Here is an 18,434-nt window from a genome sequence, read left to right on the forward strand (position 1 = left end):
CCTCAACGTCACGAAAGCGCTACTCCGTTGCCTCGTAAGAGTTCGTTCCGCTGCGTCAACTGCCGGCTCGACGTCCCCATGGACGCCCCCGGCACCCGCCACCGCAACCACTGCCCCACCTGCCTGTGGTCCCGTCATGTCGACAGGACCCCGGGCGACCGCGCCGCCGACTGCGCGGCGGGGATGGCGCCCATCGCCATCCACGTGAGACAGGGCGGCGAATGGCAGATCATCCATCGCTGCACCTTCTGCGGCGAGCTGGACGCCAACCGCATCGCGGGTGACGACAACCCGCTCACGCTGATGCGTCTGGCCGTCGCCCCGCTCGCCCAGCCGCCCTTCCCTCTCGACTGGTTCGCCCGTCTCTAGGCTCAGGCGGTGATCCCGCCGTCCACCGGGATCACCGTGCCGGTCAGGTAGGCGCCCGCCCGCGAGGACAGGAAGATCGCCGCTCCGGCCATGTCGTCGGGGCGGCCGATCCTGCCCAGCGGCACACCGGCGGCGACCATCTCGCGGGTGGCGGGATCGTCCAGGGCGAAGGCCATCATCTTCGACTCGAACGGGCCCGGCGCGATCGCGTTGACCGTGATGTGCTCGGGCGCCAGTTGCCTGGCCAGGTGCCTGGTCAGCATGTGGACGCCCGCCTTCGCCGCGGAGTAGGCGTAGTTCTCCATCGCGGGCACCCTGATGCCGTCGACGGAGCCGATGTTGATCACTCTGGCCGGGTCGTCGGCGCTCGCCGCGGCCCGCAGGTGGGGAAGGAGGCGCTGCGTCAGGTAGAAGACACCCTTCACGTTGATGCCCCACAGCTTGTCGAAGGCGTGCTCCGGATACTCCTCGAGCGGCGCGCCCCAGGTCGCGCCCGCGTTGTTGACCAGTACGTGCAGCGGACCGTCGACCGCTTCGGCCAGTGCGGCGACGCCCTCGGGGGTCGACAGGTCGGCGGGCACCGCTACGCAGCCCAACTCGGCGGCGGCCTTCTCGACCTCGGCCGTCTTGCGCGCGGAGATGTGAACCGTGGCCCCTGCCGCGACGAACCCTGCCGCGATCATCCGTCCGATGCCTCTGGAGCCGCCGGTGACGACGACCTTCTTGCCTTCCACCGAGAACAGAGTCATGTTCTGGAAGCATGCCATACCAACCGGTCGGTTTCTAGAGCCCTGGGATCCTGCCGTTCCTGAACAGGTCGACGAAGGTCTGGTGGTCCTGGCGTGCCTGCGCGCCGTAGGCGTGGGCGAAGTCCACCAGCATCCGGAGGAACCCGGCCGAGTCCCCGTCGATGACGGCCACGATCGCCTCCTCGGTCGAGAAGTCGACCAGGTCGTGCGCGGACTCGTCGTCGGCGACCGAGTGCATCCGCGCCACCGCGCGCCCGAGGTCGCCCACGATCGAGAGCAGCTCGCGGGGCTCGTTGACGTCGTCCCAGTCGAGATCGGCCGAGTACGGCGAGACCTCGGCCACCAGTTGCCCGATCCCGTCGAGCGTGGTGTAGCCGAGCCACGGATCGGCGTAGGCCTGCAGGGCCCGCTGCGACTCGGCGGTCCTGTGCCCCTGGTGCCGGAAGTAGGCCGAGACCTTCTCGTCGTGGATGTGCCTGGCCACGGCCGGCACCTGGGCCTGCTTCATGTAGAGGATGACGTCGTTCTCCAGCGCCTGCGTGTGGCCCTCCAGCAGCAGGTTGTAGGAGGGCAGTCCCGCCGAGCCGATGCCCACGCCCTTGCGCAGCGCCACGTCCTTGATCACGTGCTCGACGGGGTTGGTGTGGCCGGGCAGCGTGGCGAGGTAGTCGGCGAAGGCGGCCAGCACCGCCGCCCTGGTCTGCTCCGAGACCGCTTCGCGCCCTTCGATCAGCGCGAAACGCCGGTCGTAGTCGTCGATCACGGTCTCGACCTCGAGCATGGCCACGCGGGTGCGCAGCCGCGCCGACAGCAGCACCCGGTGGAGCACGCCCTTGGTGGTGTTCAGCGTCAGCGAGCCGATCGCGTCGTCGCCGCCCTTGGCGATGGCGGACAGCTCGGTCAGGTAGGCGGCGCCGAAGTCGCTGACCAGGCGGGAGATCGCCTCGTCGGACAGGGCCTTGCCGTACCCGAGGAGGGCGACGCTGGCCGCGAAGCGCTTCAGGTCCCAGGTGTAGGGCCCGACGTAGGCCTCGTCGAAGTCGTTGACGTTGAAGACGAGGACGCCCGAGGCGTTCATGTAGGTGCCGAAGTTCTCCGCGTGCAGGTCGCCGTGGATCCACACCCGGCCTGTCGGCCCGTCGAGGTAGGAGTCGTCGGCGAAGCCGCCCGTCATGTCGGCGTAGAAGACGGCCGCGCTGCCGCGGTAGAACGCGAACGCCGACCCCGCCATCTTCCTGAACTTGCGCAGGAACGCGGCGGGGTCACGTTCGATGGAGGGGCCGAACTCGGTGGTCAGGACCTCGAGGAGGTGTGACGCGCGGCTCTGTGTCGCCATAGCTCACAGTAGGCCCGCGCGCCCCCTCAGGCTAGGTGGGGCGCGGCAGCGACCTGACGCTCACGACGGCGAGCGCGGCGGCCAGCACCAGCAGTGCCGCGAACTGGGCGATCATCGTGGTCCCCAGCGGCTGCGTGGCGAAGCTCTCGGCGTCCAGGGGCAGCGAGGGCGCCCGCATCACGCCCTGCAGCATCGCGACCACGGCCAGGGCCAGACCCCAGGCAGGCGGTGAGGCCCGCCGGACGAGGCAGTGCACGCCGGCCACCCCGATCGCGATCGCGCTCAGACCGGACAGGTCGGTCCACGCGGCTATCCAGGTCAGATCGTCGCCGTTGTAGAAGGCCAGGCGCTGAGTGGTGGCGAAACCGACAGCGACGTGCAGGGCAGTCAATCCCAGCGGAAGCACCGCGAGCAGCGGCGAGCGGCGCACCGGCGCGTCGTTGTGGTAGCCGATCAGCAGCGCCACGCCGGGCGTCGCCATGACCAGCAGGTAGAGCACCTGCTCGGTGATCGTCCGCTCCCACATGAACAGACCCATCCCGGTCATGACCGCGATATACAGCAGGCTCAGCCAGGTGAGGATCCTGGCCGCGCGCACCCGGCCCAGTGCGAGCGAGGCGAAGGCCGCGACCCCCACCAGATCCGCGGCCGCGGACACGAGCCCCCACGCCTGCCCGGCCGGATCGGTGATCACGTACTCGGGGTCGAGGTCGCCCACGATGCCGAAGGAGAACAGCGTGCTGATGAGGCCCTCCCAGCCCAGGACGGCGTGGTAGCCCAGGCCGAGCAGGGCGACCAGCCTGACCGCGTCTCCCATCTCCCGGTAGCGGGGGGCGGCGCCGGGCCCGCCCGCCCTCACCCGGATCGCCAGCGCGGCCACGGAGGCGACCTCGCGCCACGTCGGCCGGGCGTTGTCCTCGTCGCGGACCTGCCCGGTGCTGTCGAGGAAGGCGTCGACCATCTCCTCTTCGCGCTTGGCCCGGTAGGACGCGGGCAGCATCCTGAGCACGAAGCGGTAGCGCTGCTCCAGCAGGGTCATGCGGAACCTCCGGCGATCGAGGGTCGTGCGGTGAAGGAGCGCCCGCGGGCGCTGAGCCGTTCGGTGGCGGCCTGGAGGGTGCCGGTCAGCCTGGCGACCTCCGCCTGGAGCGCGTCCTCGCCCGCGTCGGTGAGGCGGTAGTAGCGGCGCAGCCGCCCCGACTGGACCTCTTCGTGATCGAGCTCGACGAGGCCGTCGGAGGCGAGCCTGTCGAGCACGCCGTACAGAGTGCCGATCTTGAGCTGCACCTTGCCTTCGGACAGCCGTTCCACTTCCTGCACGATGCCGTAGCCGTGGCGGGGCTCGTCGAGAAGCGCCGTCAGAGCCAGGAACATGGGCTCTGTCATATTCATGCCTTCACGATAACATGCGAGGCAAGATATCAGGCGCGCTGGCTCGAAACCGAGACCACCTCTCCCGTCATGTAGCCGGAGTACTCGCTCGCGAGGAAGACGATCACGTTGGCCACCTCCCACGGTTCCGCCGCCCTGCCGAACGCCTCCCTGTCCACCAGCTCGGCCAGCACCTCCTCCGTGGTGACCCTGCTCAGGAACGGATGCATGGCCAGTGAGGGCGCGACCGCGTTGACCCTGATCCCGTGCTCGGCGGCCTCCACGGCCGCGCACCTGGTCAGCGCCATCACTCCCGCCTTGGCCGCGGCGTAGTGCGACTGGCCGCGCTGCGCCCTCCAGCCCACCACCGAGGCGTTGTTGACGACCACGCCGAAGCCCTGCGGCATCATGTGCCGCAGCGCCGCGCGCGTGCAGCGCATCGTGCCCGTCAGCGTCACGTCGAGCACCGCGTGCCACTGCTCGTCGGTCATCACGGCCAGCTCGGCGGTGCCGCCGAGCCCCGCGTTGTTGACGAGCACGTCCAGCCGCCCGTGAGCCTCCACCGTCGCCTCGAACAGCGCGCGCACCTGCGCCTCCGAGGTGACATCGCACGGTACGGCCAGCGGCTCGGCGCCCGCGTGCTCGGTCAGCGCCTCGGCCGCCTCCCGCAGCCGCCGCTCGTGCCGGTCGGAGATGACGACGATCGCCCCCTCCTCCGCGCAGCGCCTGGCGGTGGCGTACCCGATGCCGGTGCCCGCCGCGGCGGTGACCAGCGTGACCTTTCCTTCGAGCAGGCCGTGTGACTTCACTTGGGCAGCCCCAGGGTGCGTTCGGCGATGATGGTGCGCTGGATCTCGCTCGACCCCGCGTAGATGGTGTCGGCGCGGCTGAACAGGTAGAGGCGCTGCAGGTCGCCGAGCTCGCCCACCAGGCCCTCCTTGCCCAGCACCGCCTGGGCCAGCTCACCCAGGCGCTGGTGCCACTGCGACCAGTAGAGCTTGGCGATCGACGGCTCGGCGTCGGGGCGCAGCGCGTTGAAGCGCATGATCCGCAACTCCAGCCACGACCGGGCGAGCTCGTCCCTGATCAGCGGATCGTCCAGCGCGCCGGTCCGCCGCGCCGCCTCGACGACCTTGGCCAGCTCACGCTGGAAGCCGATCTGCTGGCCGAGGGTGGAGACGCCGCGCTCGTAGCCGAGCGTGGCCATCGCCACCCGCCAGCCCTCACCCGGCGCGCCCAGGATGTTGCCCTTCGCGGTCCTGGCGCCGTCGAAGAAGACCTCGTTGAACTCGGCGGTGCCGGTGAGCTGCCTGATCGGGCGAACCTCGACACCGTCCTGCCGCATCGGGACCAGCAGGTACGACAGCCCGTGGTGCCGCGCGGAGCCCTGCTCGGTACGGCACAGCACGAAGCACCAGTCGGCCACGTGCGCGAGCGACGTCCAGACCTTCTGACCCGTGACGACCCACTCGCCGCCGTCGAGCACCGCCCTCGTCTGGACGTTGGCCAGGTCGGAGCCCGCCTCGGGCTCGGAGTAGCCCTGGCACCACAGCTCGTCGCCGCGCTGGATCGGGGGCAGGAAGCGGTCCTTCTGCTCCCGCGACCCGAAGTCGAGGATCGTGGGGCCGATCAGCCCCTCGCCGATGTGGCCGACCCTGGCGGGGGCGTCGGCCCTGGCGTACTCCTCGTGGAAGGCGACCTGGTCCTCGAGGGAGGCTTCGCGCCCGCCGTACTCCTTGGGCCAGGCCAGGCACGTCCAGCCCGCCCTGCCGAGGTGGCGTTCCCACGCGTGCCGTACGTCGTGGCCCTCGTGCTCGCGGCCCGGACCGCCGAGCCCTCGGGCGTGGGCGAACTCGGCCGAGAGCGCCGACTCCAGCCAGTCCCTGGCCTCCTGCCTGAGCGTCATGAGGCGAATCGCCCGTAGCCGCCGCGGAAGAACAGCAGCGGGCCTCCGTCGGCGTGGGTGTCGAGCTGGTGGACCCTGGCCACGACGATCACGTGGTCACCCGCGGGGTGCTCGGCCTCGACCGAGCACTCCAGCCAGGCCAGCGCGCCTTCGAGTAAGGGGTTGCCGCCGGGGGAGCGGGTCCAGGAGAGGCCCGCGAACTTGTCGCCGCCCTTGGTCGCGAGCTGCGCGCACACCGGCTGCTGGTGCTCGGCGAGCACGTTGACGGTCAGCGTCCTGGCCGCGCGGAGCCTGGGCCAGCTGGTGCTGGTGTGCGCCACGCAGAAGGCGACCAGCGGCGGGTCGAGTGAGACGGAGGTGAAGGAGTTGGCCGCGAGGCCGCTCGGCCTGCCGCTCTCGGGATCGAGGGCGGTGATGGCGACGACGCCGGTGGCGAACCTGCTCAGCACCGACCTGAAGTGCTTGGCGGCCCCGTTTGGCCCTCCCACGGAGGTGCTTGCGATGGGGGTGTTCCCGTTGGTGGTGCCGTGCTGGTACGGCGCGCCATGCGGCCTGCCGTCACAGCCGTCCGGCGCGATCAGCCGGGCAGCGTGTGTGCTCATGGGCGCCTCCTCGTCCACCACTGTATCTTACCAAGCGCTTGCTTGGACGGTAGGCGTCTCCCCGAAAGCCTGTCAACGCGTTGACAGCCGTTTCGTGCGCGGCATAGCGTCGAGCACGTGGCCAAGCGCTTGCTTGATTTCAGAGATGCGGCCGCGATCGCGGGAGTCGGGTACACGCCGTTCTCCAAGGACTCGGGCGTCAGCACGCTGACCCTGGCCTGCAGGGCCGTGCTCGCCGCGCTCGAGGACGCGGGCCTCACCGCCGGCGACGTGGACGGCCTGGCCACCCACAGGGTGGGCGACTCCGCCGCGCCCTCCGTGGTCGGCCCCGCGCTCGGGATCACCGCGCCCACCTGGCACCTCGACCACTTCGGCGGCGGCAGCGTCTCGCACGCCGTCGTCGGCCAGGCGGCGCTGGCGGTGGCGGCGGGCATCGCGGAGACGGTGGTCTGCTACCGGGCGATCAACGCCAGGTCCGAGTTCCGCATGGGGACGGCGCCGAACCCCAGCCCCGAGACGCAGTACCTCGCCCCTTACGGCTACGGCGCGCCCGTGCAGCAGTTCGCGATGTACGCCCGCGCCCACATGCTCGAGTACGGCACCAGGCCCGAGCACTTCGGGCACGTGGCGGTCAGGCAGCGAGCCCACGCCGTGGCCAACCCCCGCGCGCTGATGCGCACCCCCATCACCCTCGACGACTACCTCGCCAGCCGCCCGATCGCCGAGCCGCTGCGCCTGCTGGACTGCTGCCTGGAGACCGACGGCGCGTGCGCGGTGGTCGTCACCACCGCCGAGCGCGCCCGCGACCTGCGCAGGCGGCCGGTGCTGATCTCCGGCGCCGCATGGGGAGGCGGCGACTCCTTCCTCGCCCCCGGCGAACCGACCGTGACCGCCGCCGCCGCCCTGGCCCCCCGCCTGTACGGCATGGCAGGCGTGGGCCCGGGCGACGTCGACGTGGCCGAGCTCTACGACTGCTTCACCTACTCGGTGATCGTCCAGCTGGAGGACTACGGATTCTGCGCCAAGGGCGAGGGCGGCCCCTACGCCGCCTCGGGAGAGGGGCCGCCGGTCAACACCCACGGCGGATTCCTGTCCGAGGGATACGTGCACGGGCTCAACCACATCGCCGAGGCCGTCTCCCAGCTGCGGGGTGACGCGGGCGAGCGGCAGGTGCGCGGGGCCGAGGTGGCGCTGTCCACGGCCCAGCCAGGCCACATCCTGCCGGCCACCTCGGCGCTGATCCTGCGGAAGGGGTGAGCGGGTGGACAGGGACTCGGCCGAGTGGTGGCAGCTGGTGGCCAAGGGGGTGCTCGCGGTCCAGCGGTGCTCCTCGTGCGGGCTGCTCAGGTTTCCCGCCAGGGCGTTCTGCGCGGGCTGCCGTACCGAGGGGTGGTCGTGGGCGCCGCTCGTGCCCGAAGGGCTGGTGGAGAGCTGGATCGTCAGCCACTGGCGGGCGCCGGCGCCCTACACGGTGGTGCGGGTGCGGCTGGCCGAGGCACCGGGTTGCGTGCTGTACGGCACCTGGCGGGGCGAGGGCGAGCCGCGGCGGGGACAGCGGGTGCGGGCGCTCCTCACCGGCGAGCCGCTGATCGAGTGGACCGCCTGACCAGGCGGCGGGATGGTCGGCAAAGAGAACGCGCCCTGGCGGGCGTGGGGGACCCGCCAGGACGCGTCTCCGTACCGTGCGCGTCGACCCAGGACCCCGGCGAGGGATGGGGTCCTACGCCGAGTGCTCGCGCACGGAGCGGGTGGGGGAGTGACCGTCTGAAGTTGGGTGGCGGTAGTGCTCGGCGATGCGGAGTGCCGCTCCTACCGGGTCGTCGATCGGGTGGGTGACGGTCTCTCCCTCCTCGTTCCATTCGAACGAGCCGTCCCTGCACCACACGGTCAACTCGGTCAGTACGGATAACACCGACATGCCGTTCCCATTGCTCTGGTAGGTGTGGGTGAACCCCTGGCGATGCAACGCGTAACGCAGTAAACGTGTTGCCTCGCGGGGGTCGTGCCAGGGCAGGTACGGCGTACCCGCGCGGACCGGTAACACCGGCCGTCACCCCCCTCGCCCGACCTTTCGATGGATTTGTACCAACGAATGGATGATGCGGCTGTCAAGGCGCTCCGGTCAAGGGGTTGTAGCTAGCTAGAACCAGATCGTCTAAATTGTTGGAACAAAAGGGGTGAAAGTGGCTCGGTCGTCGCTGTACCAGCAGGTGGCTTCGGATCTGCGAAGGGCCATCTACTCCGGCGACCTCGGCCCCGGGGCGCAATTGCCCACAGAAGCCCATCTTCAGGACAAATACGGAGTAAGCCGCAATACCGTCAGGTTGGCCCTCGGCGAGCTGGTGAACGAGGGTCTGGTCACGCGTGCCCCCCGGCGCGGCACGGTCGTGCGGGATCGCCGGCCGTTGCTGATGTATCCGCAGCGAGAGCTCGCTCCGCAGCCGCGCGGTGAGGTGCGGGAGGCATTCGCGTACGCCGTCTCACAGGAGGGTCGCGAGCCGAGCCAGACGATCGAGGTGCAGATCGTCAGTCCGGTCGAGGAGATCGCCAGCCGTCTGGAGCTGGGCGACACCGACCTGGCGGTCGTCAGGCGCAGGCTGCGGTTCGTCGACGGCCAGCCGTACAACACCAACGACTCCTACTTCCCGCTGGCCCTGGTGCAGACCTCGGAGATCGCCAGGCCCGGGGACATCGCCCGCGGGGCGAACAGGGTGCTCGAAGAGCTCGGCCACGGACAGGTGAGGGTGGTCGACGACATCATGGCGCGGATGCCGAACCAGGAGGAGGCCGAGCGCCTCCAGCTGGAGCTGGGGACCCCGGTCGTCGTCTACATCAGGGTGGGCTACGACCGCGCCGACACGCCCGTGCGTGTGGCGGTGTCGGTGCTCCCGGCGGACAAGCACTTGATCCGATACGAGCTGGGTCTCCGCTAGACCAGGCTCGCTTGGGGGTGATCCCGTCCGTGCGGCGCGGGTCACTCTTCCGCGCTGGGCACGGTGGAGTTGTGCATACTCCCCCAAATTGCATTTTTCCCTGAAATATCGCCATGAAAGCCGTGTGCCACCGAGCGGACACGTTCCGTGTTCACTCCGTCACCCATCGGAACGAAGGGCAGAAACATGCACTCCAACATCCTCCTTCCCCCGCTGACCCTCCGGCGGGCCGTACCCGACGACCTCCCCGGCGTCCTCACCCTCCTCGCCGACACCGCCGAATGGCTCCATCTCCAAGGCGTCCGGCAGTGGCCGCGCGGCGGCTTCGGCCCCGAGCGGATCGTCCCGCTGATCGAGGAACAGGTCCTCTACCTGCTCGAAGGCCACTTCGGTGAGACCGTCGCGACCATCGCGCTCGACGGTCACGCCGACGCCGAGTTCTGGGCGCAGGCCGACGAGCCCGCCTCGGCCCTCTACGTCCACAAGCTGGCCGTCTCCCGCGCGGCCGCGGGCACGGGCCTCGGAGACGCGCTGCTCGACTGGGCGGGTGGCGCCGTCGCCGCCTCGGGTCTCGACTGGCTGCGGCTCGACTGCTCGAAAGACAACCCGCGGCTCCAGCAGTACTACCGGCGCCGCGGATTCCGCCATCTCCGCACGGTCGACCTGCCGCACCGGGCCTCAGGCGCGCTGTTCCAGCGCCCCGCCGAGGTGCGCACCTGCGTCGCGGAGGGTCTGTTCCGCACGCTCGATCTTGTCGACGTCTGACCTGGCCTGACATGAATTGTCAGAAATGACCACTGCCCTCCTCCATGCCGAGAGGAGGGCAGATTAGGCGATAACCTCTTTTTCATGACCGGATCCTTGCTTGAGGTGATCGCGCTCGACGCGCGTGACGCCGTGGCCGCGGAAGAGGGCGGCGCCGACCGTGTCGAGGTCGTCGCCGACATGGCCGCCGACGGCCTCACCCCTGCGACGGAGACGGTCGCCTCGATCGCGCGAGAGTGCGCGCTACCGCAGATGGTCATGCTGCGCGCCGACGCGAACTTCACCCCCGAGTCGCTCGACAAGCTGGTCTCCGCGGTGAAGGAGCTGGCAGAGGCGGGCGCGGCGGGGTTCGTGTTCGGCTTCCTCACCTCCGAGGGCGTCGTGGACCTGGAGGCGACGCAGACGCTCATCCACGCGGTCTCGCCGTTGCCGTGGACGTTCCACCGGGCCGTCGACCACGCCGCGGACGTGCAGGCCTCGTGGCGGGCGGTCCGGCTGCTGCCCAACCTGGCGACGGTGCTGACCTCGGGCTCGCCCGCGGGCGTCACCGAGGGGCTCCCCGTGCTGCGGGCGCGCGCCGAGGCGGGCGACGCCGGACTGATCCTCGCCGGCGGCGGGCTCAAGCTGCGCCACATCCCGACGCTGCTCGACTACGGCGTGCGCGCCTTCCACGTGGGCAGCGCCGTCCGCTCGGCGTGGACCGCCCCCGTGGACCCCCATCTCGTCGCCCAGTGGCGCGCGCTGATCGACCGCGACATCTAGCCGCTACGCCTTCGGGACCCGCTACACCTTCGGGACCCGCTACGCCTTCGGGGAGGCCGGGCTGAGGGCCGAGTCGGCCCTGTGCAGCGCGGCCACGAGCGTCTTGATCGTGGCCGGCTCGTCCAGCACGCCGCCGTCGGCCGCCCTCCGCTCCTCCCACGCCCGCACCCTGGCCGCGTGGGCGTCGTAGTGCGCCAGATGGAAGGCGTAGACGGTGGCGAAGCGCGACACCAGGTGCGAGGGATGCATGTCCCACCCCTGGTAGAAGCCGTGCGACAGCGAGTGCCTGACCAGGGCGGCGTGCCTGCGCCACAGCGCGTGCACGTCCTCCGTCGAGGCGGAGGCGGGCGAGGCGGCCAGCGACCCGTCCGACAGCTCGACGCCCGTCCCTGCGAACGCGGTCTGCATGACGTGGCGGGCGTGGTCGCAGGCGGGATGGTCGAGCCGCTGCTCGTGCGGCGGCAGGCCGAGCGCCGCGGTGTAGTCGAACACGCCGAAGTGCGCCGCCGCGAGCCGGCCGCCGAGCGACTCGGCCAGGTCGGCGCGCAGGAACATGACGGTCTGCGGCGCCTCGACCTGGATCTCGAACCGCACCGGCGAGGGCAGGGCGAGCCGACTCTCCAGCGCGGCCAGCACCTCGCAGAACTGTCCCAGGTACTCCTCCATCAGCACCTTGGGGAAGGTGAGCGTGAAGCCCGGCGGCAGCGCGCCGGCCCGCGTGACCACCTCGGTGAGGAACAGCTCCAGCGTGCGGACCGAACGGCCGGGGTCGCCGTCGGCGAACGACTTGACCCTGAGCCCCCACCTGCGTGGCAGACCGCCTTCGGCGTGCAGGCGGGCCAGCGCCGAGGCGGCCGCGACCGCGTCGCCGTCCTCGGCGTCGGGCCGCACGCCGTACCCGTCCTCGAAGTCGACGCGCAGGTCCTCGACGGGCTCGGTGGCGAGCTTGGCGGCCACGCGCGCGTGCACGTCGGCCGCCAGGCCCGCGGGGAGCTCGAACACCTCCGCCATGGCCGCGGCGTCGGGCAGGTGCGCCTTCATCAGATCGAGCGCCTGGCCGCCCCACGAGGACGGCGTCGAGGACGAGAACAGGTCGGCGGGAACGTAGATCGTGTGCACGGGCTGCCAGCGGGGCTCCAGCACGGGATAGCGGGCCTGCTGGACCCGGTGGACGTCCTCGAAACCGTCGACGGTGATGCGCATCGTCACACGTTATCGAGGGCTCACTGTCACGGTCACGGCGGTGCCGGGGCGGGCGCCGACTGCCACCTTCAGCAGGCCGTCGCGCTGCGACGTCACGGCGGAGCGGACCCCGGAGACCTTGACCCGCACGCCGCGGGGGAAGAACTCTCGCGGCACCGCGATCTCGGTCGGCGCGTGCACGCCGCGCCTGGTGGTGTAGGTGAGCGTGAGCGTCCTGGCGGCCGCGTCGTAGGACTCGGCGACCGCCAGCCCCGCGACGCGGCGCGCGTAGGCGCCGAGGGCGGGCTCGGCTCCCGGAGCCGTGCGGCCTCCGCCGTCGAGCTGGCAGTAGCCGCCGGAGTCCGACCTGCACCAGTAGAACATCGCCCAGCCGGTCGAGAAGCGGTTCATCGCGGCGACCGAACCGCTGACGAGCCGCCGGTTGCCGGGCAGGCGGCTGTTGGGCGGCCCCCACTCGCCGACGATCACCGGCATCTGGTTGGCGGCGGGGTAGAGTCCGATGGCCGCCTCGTAGCGCTCGATGAAGCCGCTGGACGGATCCCAGTCGCCGCCCGCCTCGACGCCGGTGGAGTACATGTGCGGGGCGTAGCCCACCTTCGGGTCGTCGAACCTCGGCAGCTGCGTCGGAACGCCCTCGCCGACCAGCACCGTCGGCTCCACGAAGATCCATGACTTCCTGTCGTGGACCCTGATGCCCGCGATCAGGCGGCGGTACATGTCGGCGAGCTGGGTCCGCTCGATCCTGGCCGAGGCCGTGACCAGGTCCTCGCCTTCCAGGAACCTGCCGAACGGCTCGTTGAAGAGGTCGTAGCCGAGCAGGGAACGGTGCCAGGAGACCTTCCTGACCAGCGTCTGCCACATCTCCACCTGCTCGGCGCGCAGGTCGGCGTCCTCGTAGAGGTGCTCGAAGGCGGCCATCACGGCGGGCTGGAAGTAGTCCTGGAACCAGTCGCCGGGGTTGCGCTCGAACGGCAGGCCGTCGTCGCGCGTCGCCCACTCGGGGATGCCGTTGTGGCCGCCGAACCTCGGCCCGTAGACGTCCTGGTGCATGTCGATCATGACGTGCAGGCCGTACCTGTCGGCCCAGCCGAGGACGCGGTCGACGTAGCCGAGGTACTCCTGGTCGTAGACGTCCTTCCGCGGCTCGATGTACTGCCACTGGACGATCAGCCGGAGGAACGTGAGCCCCTTGCCTGCCATGGCCCTGACGTCGTCCTCGGTGACCCTGTCGGTGGGGTACTTGCCGGCGTTGAAGCCGCGCAGCCTGATCACGCGGCCGTCGTCGTCGGTGAGGTAGGTCCGGCCGTCGGCAGTGATCTTTCCGGGGGTGCGGGAGGCCTCGGCGGGCAGGGGAGCGGTGAGGAGAGCGGCGAGGGTCACGAGGGCGAGTGAGCGGCGCATGGTGGACCCTAACCCGCCGGTCCGCTAAAGGTGAACGGTACTCATGTTGCAATTCGGCCGCAGGCCGCCAGCATCGCCTCGAGCCCGACCAGCTTGACCCGCTCACCCCTGCCGAGCGTCCTGGCGAGGTCCGCCTCGGCCGCCTCGATGGCCTGCCAGTCCTCGTAGGTGACGGGCCTGACGCCACGTGCGGCCAGCAACTCGTCGATCGAGGCGACGGCGCCCGAAGGAGCGTCGGCCAGCAGCGTACGGACGGTCTCGGCGGCATCGGACTTGTTGGTCCCGATCACGCCGGTCGGCCCGCGCTTGAGCCAGCCCGCCACGTACTCGCGGTCGCGGACCCTGCCTGCCAGGTTCGGCACCGTCATCGTCTCGGTGGAGAACGGCACACCGGGCAGCGGCACGCTCTGGTAGCCCACCGAACGCAGCACCATCCCGACCGGCAGCGTCTCGAACTCGCCCGTGCCCACCACCCTGCCGTCCTCCGACAGCCTCGTCCGCTCCAGGCGCAGGCCCTCCACCCTGGTGGTGCCCAGGATCTCCACGGGGCGCAGCCAGAAGCGCACGTCCAGCCTGCGGGGGCGGCCCACGGGGGAGCGCTCCGACCATGACCGCAGCACGTCGATGTTGCCCTTGATCTGGCGCGGGAAGTCGCCGCCCAGCACCACGGCCTCGTCGGGGCGCACGCACACGTCCGCGTTGGCCACCTCGCCCAGCTCGCGCAGCTCCTTCAGCGTGAACTTGGCGTGCTCGGGGCCGCGCCGCCCGATCATGTGGATGGCCTTGACCTGGCTGTCGGCCAGCCGGGCCAGCACGTCGTCGGGCACGTCGGTGGCCCTCAGATCCTCGGCCGTCTTGGCCAGCACGCGCACCACGTCCACGGCCACGTTGCCCACGCCGATCACGGCGACCTCGGGACTGTCGAGCTCGAACGCCTCGGGCGAGACGTCGGGATGGCCGCAGTACCAGTTCACGAAGTCCGTCGCGGCGACGCTGCTCAGCAGGTCCTCCCCCGGGATGCCCATCTTCCTGTCGACCATCGCGCCCGTGCAGTAGACGACCGCGTCGTAGCAGGCGAGCAGGTCCTCCACGGAGACCTCGGAACCGAGCGTCACCCCGCCGAGAAACCGGACCCGAGGCAGCTCGAGCACCTTCCTGAGGTAGTTGGCGATCGACTTGATCGAGGTGTGGTCGGGTGCCACCCCGTAACGCACCAGCCCGTACGGCGTCGGCAGCCGTTCGAGCACGTCCACATCGACGGGATCCGCCGACTGCTTCACCAGCGCCTCCGCCGTGTAGATGCCGGCGGGGCCCGATCCGACGACTGCCACGCGCAACGACACGCTGCCTCCTCGGTGGCGACGCTATGTCCGTGATTCTGTACCTACCAGACGCAGGCGGCCAAGCTCGTCGAGGAATCCCGTGTCGCCTGTCCTGACGAACCCGTCCTTGGCGAACACTCCAGGCTCGCCGTCTCCGACGTACCCGCTCATGACCGCCTGGGAGCGCAGCAGCACGTCGCCCTTCGCGCCCACGGGCAGCGGTCGGCCCGCGGGATCGCGGACGGACAGGTCCACGCCGGTGCGCGGCCTTCCGACGGTGAGCTCCGCGTCCTGCGGCGGGTCGCCGGGGCGGGTGCCGAGGCCGAGGCCGGCCTCCGTGCACAGGTAGCGGTTGCACACGGGCACCCCGAACCGCTCCCGCAGCCGTCTGATCAGCTCAGGCGCCGCGGGCCCTCCGCTGGACAGGACCAGGTCCAGCGACGGCGGCGCGCCGCTGACCTCCAGGATGGCGGCCAGCTGGGCGGGCGTGCCGTGGAGCACCCGCAGCTCCTTCTCGCACACCAGGCGCAGCACCGCCTCGGGGTCCCAGCGCGGCAGCACGTGAGTGGTCCTGCCGGTCTGCAGGAAGACCGGCAGGCGCGTCGCGAACGCCATGTGACCCATCGGATGCCACAGCACGCGCGAGTCGCCCTTGCCCCACCTCACGCCCGCGCCGTGCGCCCTGATCGCCTCCAGCTGCCGCTCGCCGAAGACCGCGGCCTTGGGCGGGCCCGTCCTGCCGGAGGTGTAGGTGATCACGACGGGCCGTCCGGGGTCCGGGGGCAGCGGGGGCGGCGGGGCCTCGTTCCTCGCCAGCGTGCCGTACCCGCTGCCGGGCAGCGTCACGACGTCGAGCCCCGGCAGGGAGGGGAGCAGGCCCGGCATGGTGACGACGATCATCGGGTCGAGCGCGGCGAGCAGGCGCACCCTCAGGGGATGGCGCGGGTCGACGCCCGCCGCGACCGCGCCGATCTTGGCGGCGGCCACGTAGCAGACGGCGAACTGGGGGCCGTCGGGCAGCACGAGGGCGACCACGTCGCCGATGCGCGTACCGCGGTGGGCGAGTCCCGCGGCCACCTGGTCGGAGAGGCGGTCAAGTTCGGAGAAGGACAGGCGGGAGGTGCCGGAGTCGACCGCTACGCGCCCCCCGAACCTGCGCGCGGCCTCCCCGGCCAGCAGGCGCAGCATGGCGGCTCCTGACGAAAAGGCGCACTGGAGTTCCTACCCGTGTCGCGCTGCCTCACGCAGGGCGATCTTGTCCAGCTTGCCGTTGACGTTCACGGGCAGCTCGTCGAGGACGAAGACCCGCCGGGGCACCTTGTAGTCGGCCATGTTGGCCTTCGCCCACGCGCGCAACCCCTCCTCGCTCACGTCGGCGCCCGCCCTCGGCACCACGTAGGCCCAGCCGGCCTCGCCCGACCTGTCGTCCGGCACGCCGATCACCGCCGCCTGCGCCAGCGACCCCTCTTTGAGCAGGAGCGACTCGACCTCCGCGGGCGAGACATTGAACCCGTTGACTATGTAGAGCTCCTTCTTCCTGTCGACGATCGTCAGGTTGCCCACCGGGTCGAGCACGCCGATGTCGCCGGTGTGCAGCCACCCGTCGGCGTCGATCACCTCGGCGGTCCTGTCGGGCTCGTCCCAGTAGCCGCGCATCACGCCGTAGCCCCGCTGCAGGATCTCGCCGCGCTCGCCCTGCGGCACCTCCTTGCCCATCGCGTCCACGATCTTCACCTCGATGCCCGGCACCGGCCGGCCCGCCGAGCCCGCGATCACGTCGACGGGGTCGTCGTGCCTGGTCATCGAGACGACGGTGCCCTCCATGAGTCCGTAGGCGTTGATCATGCGGTCGAGCCCGACGCGCTCGACCAGGCGGGTGACGAGCGAGGCGGGCACGGCCGCCGCGCCGCAGATGGCGACCCTCAGCGACGACACGTCGTGCGGCCGCCTGTCCAGCTCGTCCAGGAGCCGGGCGAAGAGTGTGGGCGGCCCCGCCAGGACGGTGATCTTCCCCGACTCGATGAGCGTCATCAGGGCGTCGGGACTGAACGTCGCGACCGGCATCATCGTCGCCCTGCGCAGCACGCACGCCAGCAGCCCGGCGTTGAGCCCGAAGCCGTGGGCGAAGGGGGCGATCACCGGATACCTGTCGCCCTCGCGCAGCGTGACGATCTCCGACCAGTCCCAGTAGCCGCGCAGGACCTGCGTGTGGTCGAGCATGACGCCCTTGGGCGTCCCCGTCGTGCCCGACGTGGACATGATCTCGCACAGGTCCTCCCCTCGTACGGCGAGCGCCCTGACCTCCGCCTCCTGCACGCTCGCCATCGCCCGCCCCGCTTCCTCGAAGGGGCGCACGGAGGGCAGACGTTCCCCGCTGATCAGCAGCGACGTTCCCGTCTTCTGGGTCAGCTCGGCGGCCTCGAGCCGCTTGGCGCGGGCGGAGATCGGCACGAGCACCGCGCCCGCGTCCCACACGCCGAAGGCGTTGACCACCCACGACAGGTCGTTGGGTCCCCAGATCGCCACCCTGTCCCCGTGACGCACGCCCTGGGCGATGAGCGCGCGCGCCACCGTCTGGGCGCGCTCGCGCAGGGCCGCCATGCCGAACTCGAGGGTGACGGGGGCGTCGGGGTGGCGTTCCGCCTGGTCGCGCAGCATCCGGGGGATCGTTTCCCACTGCATGGCGTGCTCCTATACGAGAGCGCGGTCCCTGCCGAGGTGGTGGCCTCGGTGGTCGGTCACGACCCCGGGCGAGGAGTTCTCGGCCACGTCGGGCGAGACCTCCACGGCGATCGAGATCGGGGTGAGCGCGGCGAGGGCCTGCTGGATGCGTGAGCGCCACATCGGGTTCTTGACGAGGCTCTCCCTGCCGAAGGTCACGGTGAGCGTGGCGGCGTCGAGCGTGCCCTGCCTGCTGACGGCCAGCTCCCAGCCCGACACCCCGTCGATCTTCGACAGCGCCTTCTCGATTCTCGGCAGCGAGACCCACACCCCGCGCACCAGGACGTGGTCGCCGACGGTGTGCGCGAGCCTGCCGTCGGACGTCACGTGTCCGGTGCGCATGGTGGCCTCGCCGTGCGTGACGACCAGTTCGGCGAGTCCCCCGTCGGTCACGGAGTCCTTGGCCAGCGCGCCGAAACCCAGCGCGCCGTCGGCCAGCGGGGTCAGCGGGTCGTCCTCGGCCGCGCGCCAGGCGAGCGCGCCGCCGGAGAACGGGCTGGAGTAGACCTCGCTCACCCTGGCGTCGAACTCGGCCGCCAGGTGGCCGAGTGTCCGCTTGCTGGCGATCTCGCCGGTCAGGACGACGGTTCTCAGCCCGAGATCGAGGGGGTCAAGGAGGAATTCCAGGTGCAGCCTGGCCAGGAAGTCCATCGCGCCCGTGGGAGTGGCGACCAGCGTCGTGGCCCCGACCGCCTGGAGCGCCCGGTGCAGCCGCATCCTGCCGCGCGGACCCACCGAGGCGGCGGCCTCGGCCACCTCGGCGGCCGCCGCTGCCCACAGGCCTCCCGCCGGCTCGGCCAGCGCCACCACCACCCTGTCCCGCTCGCCCACGCCCGCCGTCCTCAGCGCCTGCGCCGTCAACTCGGGACGTAGCGGGAAGCCGAAGGAGGCGTCGGGCGCCAGGTGGAGCAGCCCCGTGGCCCTCCCCGGCACCAGGTCGTCACGGGTCAGCCACCGGCTCACTGATCACCTACAGCGTGGAGGTCCCGTCCTT

20 protein-coding genes are annotated in these 18,434 nt (G+C 71.0%); 6 read left to right on the plus strand and 14 right to left on the minus strand.

The window, feature by feature from the left end; genetic code table 11:
• The first annotated feature begins 27 nt into the window (after positions 1-27).
• Positions 28-369 carry an RNHCP domain-containing protein gene (locus AC3EO4_RS28305; protein WP_354906770.1) on the plus strand — a complete coding sequence of 114 codons (342 nt, stop codon included), beginning with the start codon at positions 28-30 and terminating at the stop codon, positions 367-369.
• A gap of 2 nt (positions 370-371) precedes the next feature.
• On the opposite strand, the gene AC3EO4_RS28310 is transcribed toward AC3EO4_RS28305, so the two are convergent.
• Genes AC3EO4_RS28310 through AC3EO4_RS28340 form a run of 7 tightly spaced genes read right to left on the minus strand, consistent with a single transcriptional unit; the run spans position 372 to position 6,333 of the window.
• A complete protein-coding gene (locus tag AC3EO4_RS28310) occupies positions 372-1,118 on the minus strand; it encodes an SDR family oxidoreductase (protein WP_431898580.1) in 747 nt (248 codons plus the stop codon).
• Between the two features lie 34 nt (positions 1,119-1,152).
• On the minus strand, positions 1,153-2,454 hold the full coding sequence (locus AC3EO4_RS28315; RefSeq protein ID WP_431898581.1) for a DUF2252 domain-containing protein: 1,302 nt from the start codon (positions 2,452-2,454) through the stop codon (positions 1,153-1,155).
• Positions 2,455-2,485: 31 nt separating this feature from the next.
• A complete protein-coding gene (locus AC3EO4_RS28320) occupies positions 2,486-3,493 on the minus strand; it encodes a hypothetical protein (RefSeq protein WP_431898582.1) in 1,008 nt (335 codons plus the stop codon).
• Positions 3,490-3,846, minus strand: a complete 357-nt coding sequence (locus tag AC3EO4_RS28325) for a PadR family transcriptional regulator (RefSeq protein WP_379581023.1) — start codon at positions 3,844-3,846, stop codon at positions 3,490-3,492. Before AC3EO4_RS28325 ends, AC3EO4_RS28320 begins: the two co-directional genes overlap by 4 nt.
• Positions 3,847-3,875: 29 nt before the next feature.
• Entirely contained in the window at positions 3,876-4,634 is a 759-nt protein-coding gene (locus AC3EO4_RS28330) for an SDR family oxidoreductase (RefSeq protein ID WP_379581024.1), read from the minus strand.
• Positions 4,631-5,731 carry an acyl-CoA dehydrogenase family protein gene (locus AC3EO4_RS28335; protein WP_431898583.1) on the minus strand — a complete coding sequence of 367 codons (1,101 nt, stop codon included), beginning with the start codon at positions 5,729-5,731 and terminating at the stop codon, positions 4,631-4,633. The genes AC3EO4_RS28330 and AC3EO4_RS28335 overlap by 4 nt, the downstream gene beginning before the upstream one ends.
• Complete coding sequence (locus tag AC3EO4_RS28340) at positions 5,728-6,333, minus strand: flavin reductase family protein (protein ID WP_431898584.1); 606 nt, start codon at positions 6,331-6,333, stop codon at positions 5,728-5,730. The genes AC3EO4_RS28335 and AC3EO4_RS28340 overlap by 4 nt, the downstream gene beginning before the upstream one ends.
• Before the next feature lie 117 nt (positions 6,334-6,450).
• On the opposite strand from AC3EO4_RS28340, the gene AC3EO4_RS28345 reads away from it, so the two are divergent.
• A complete protein-coding gene (locus tag AC3EO4_RS28345; protein WP_379581027.1) occupies positions 6,451-7,590 on the plus strand; it encodes a thiolase C-terminal domain-containing protein in 1,140 nt (379 codons plus the stop codon).
• Between the two features lie 4 nt (positions 7,591-7,594).
• A complete protein-coding gene (locus tag AC3EO4_RS28350) occupies positions 7,595-7,939 on the plus strand; it encodes a Zn-ribbon domain-containing OB-fold protein (protein WP_431898585.1) in 345 nt (114 codons plus the stop codon).
• A gap of 114 nt (positions 7,940-8,053) precedes the next feature.
• Here the strand turns inward: AC3EO4_RS28350 and AC3EO4_RS28355 are convergent, their stop codons facing one another.
• Entirely contained in the window at positions 8,054-8,251 is a 198-nt protein-coding gene (locus AC3EO4_RS28355) for a hypothetical protein (RefSeq protein ID WP_379581029.1), read from the minus strand.
• Positions 8,252-8,543: 292 nt separating this feature from the next.
• Here AC3EO4_RS28355 and AC3EO4_RS28360 point away from each other — a divergent pair, with 292 nt between their 5' ends.
• The 3 genes from AC3EO4_RS28360 to AC3EO4_RS28370 all read left to right on the plus strand — a co-directional run bounded on the left by AC3EO4_RS28360 (position 8,544) and on the right by AC3EO4_RS28370 (position 10,793).
• A complete protein-coding gene (locus tag AC3EO4_RS28360) occupies positions 8,544-9,266 on the plus strand; it encodes a GntR family transcriptional regulator (RefSeq protein ID WP_379581207.1) in 723 nt (240 codons plus the stop codon).
• A gap of 186 nt (positions 9,267-9,452) precedes the next feature.
• On the plus strand, positions 9,453-10,031 hold the full coding sequence (locus AC3EO4_RS28365; protein ID WP_431898586.1) for a GNAT family N-acetyltransferase: 579 nt from the start codon (positions 9,453-9,455) through the stop codon (positions 10,029-10,031).
• An 84-nt stretch (positions 10,032-10,115) separates the two neighbouring features.
• Complete coding sequence (locus AC3EO4_RS28370; RefSeq protein ID WP_379581031.1) at positions 10,116-10,793, plus strand: copper homeostasis protein CutC; 678 nt, start codon at positions 10,116-10,118, stop codon at positions 10,791-10,793.
• Between the two features lie 39 nt (positions 10,794-10,832).
• Here the strand turns inward: AC3EO4_RS28370 and AC3EO4_RS28375 are convergent, their stop codons facing one another.
• From AC3EO4_RS28375 to AC3EO4_RS28400, 6 genes are read right to left on the minus strand one after another with little or no spacing between them, the layout of a single operon-like run.
• Positions 10,833-11,996: a DUF6986 family protein gene (locus AC3EO4_RS28375; RefSeq protein WP_431898587.1), complete on the minus strand. Its 1,164-nt coding sequence runs from the start codon at positions 11,994-11,996 to the stop codon at positions 10,833-10,835.
• A 9-nt stretch (positions 11,997-12,005) separates the two neighbouring features.
• Positions 12,006-13,397, minus strand: coding sequence for a cellulase family glycosylhydrolase (locus tag AC3EO4_RS28380; protein WP_431898588.1), 1,392 nt, complete (start codon positions 13,395-13,397; stop codon positions 12,006-12,008).
• A gap of 41 nt (positions 13,398-13,438) precedes the next feature.
• The gene (locus AC3EO4_RS28385) at positions 13,439-14,740 is read right to left on the minus strand and encodes an FAD-dependent oxidoreductase (protein WP_431898589.1); all 1,302 of its coding nucleotides are present in this window, start codon (positions 14,738-14,740) and stop codon (positions 13,439-13,441) included.
• A gap of 21 nt (positions 14,741-14,761) precedes the next feature.
• Positions 14,762-15,907, minus strand: coding sequence for a class I adenylate-forming enzyme family protein (locus AC3EO4_RS28390; RefSeq protein ID WP_379581035.1), 1,146 nt, complete (start codon positions 15,905-15,907; stop codon positions 14,762-14,764).
• 33 nt (positions 15,908-15,940) lie between these two features.
• Positions 15,941-17,401 (minus strand): AMP-binding protein, encoded by a 1,461-nt coding sequence (locus tag AC3EO4_RS28395; RefSeq protein WP_431898590.1) that lies wholly within the window; start codon positions 17,399-17,401, stop codon positions 15,941-15,943.
• Positions 17,402-17,410: 9 nt separating this feature from the next.
• Positions 17,411-18,403, minus strand: coding sequence for a phenylacetate--CoA ligase family protein (locus tag AC3EO4_RS28400; RefSeq protein ID WP_431898591.1), 993 nt, complete (start codon positions 18,401-18,403; stop codon positions 17,411-17,413).
• Positions 18,404-18,434: the final 31 nt, after the last annotated feature.

It is taken from the genome of Nonomuraea sp. bgisy101 (assembly GCF_057708945.1).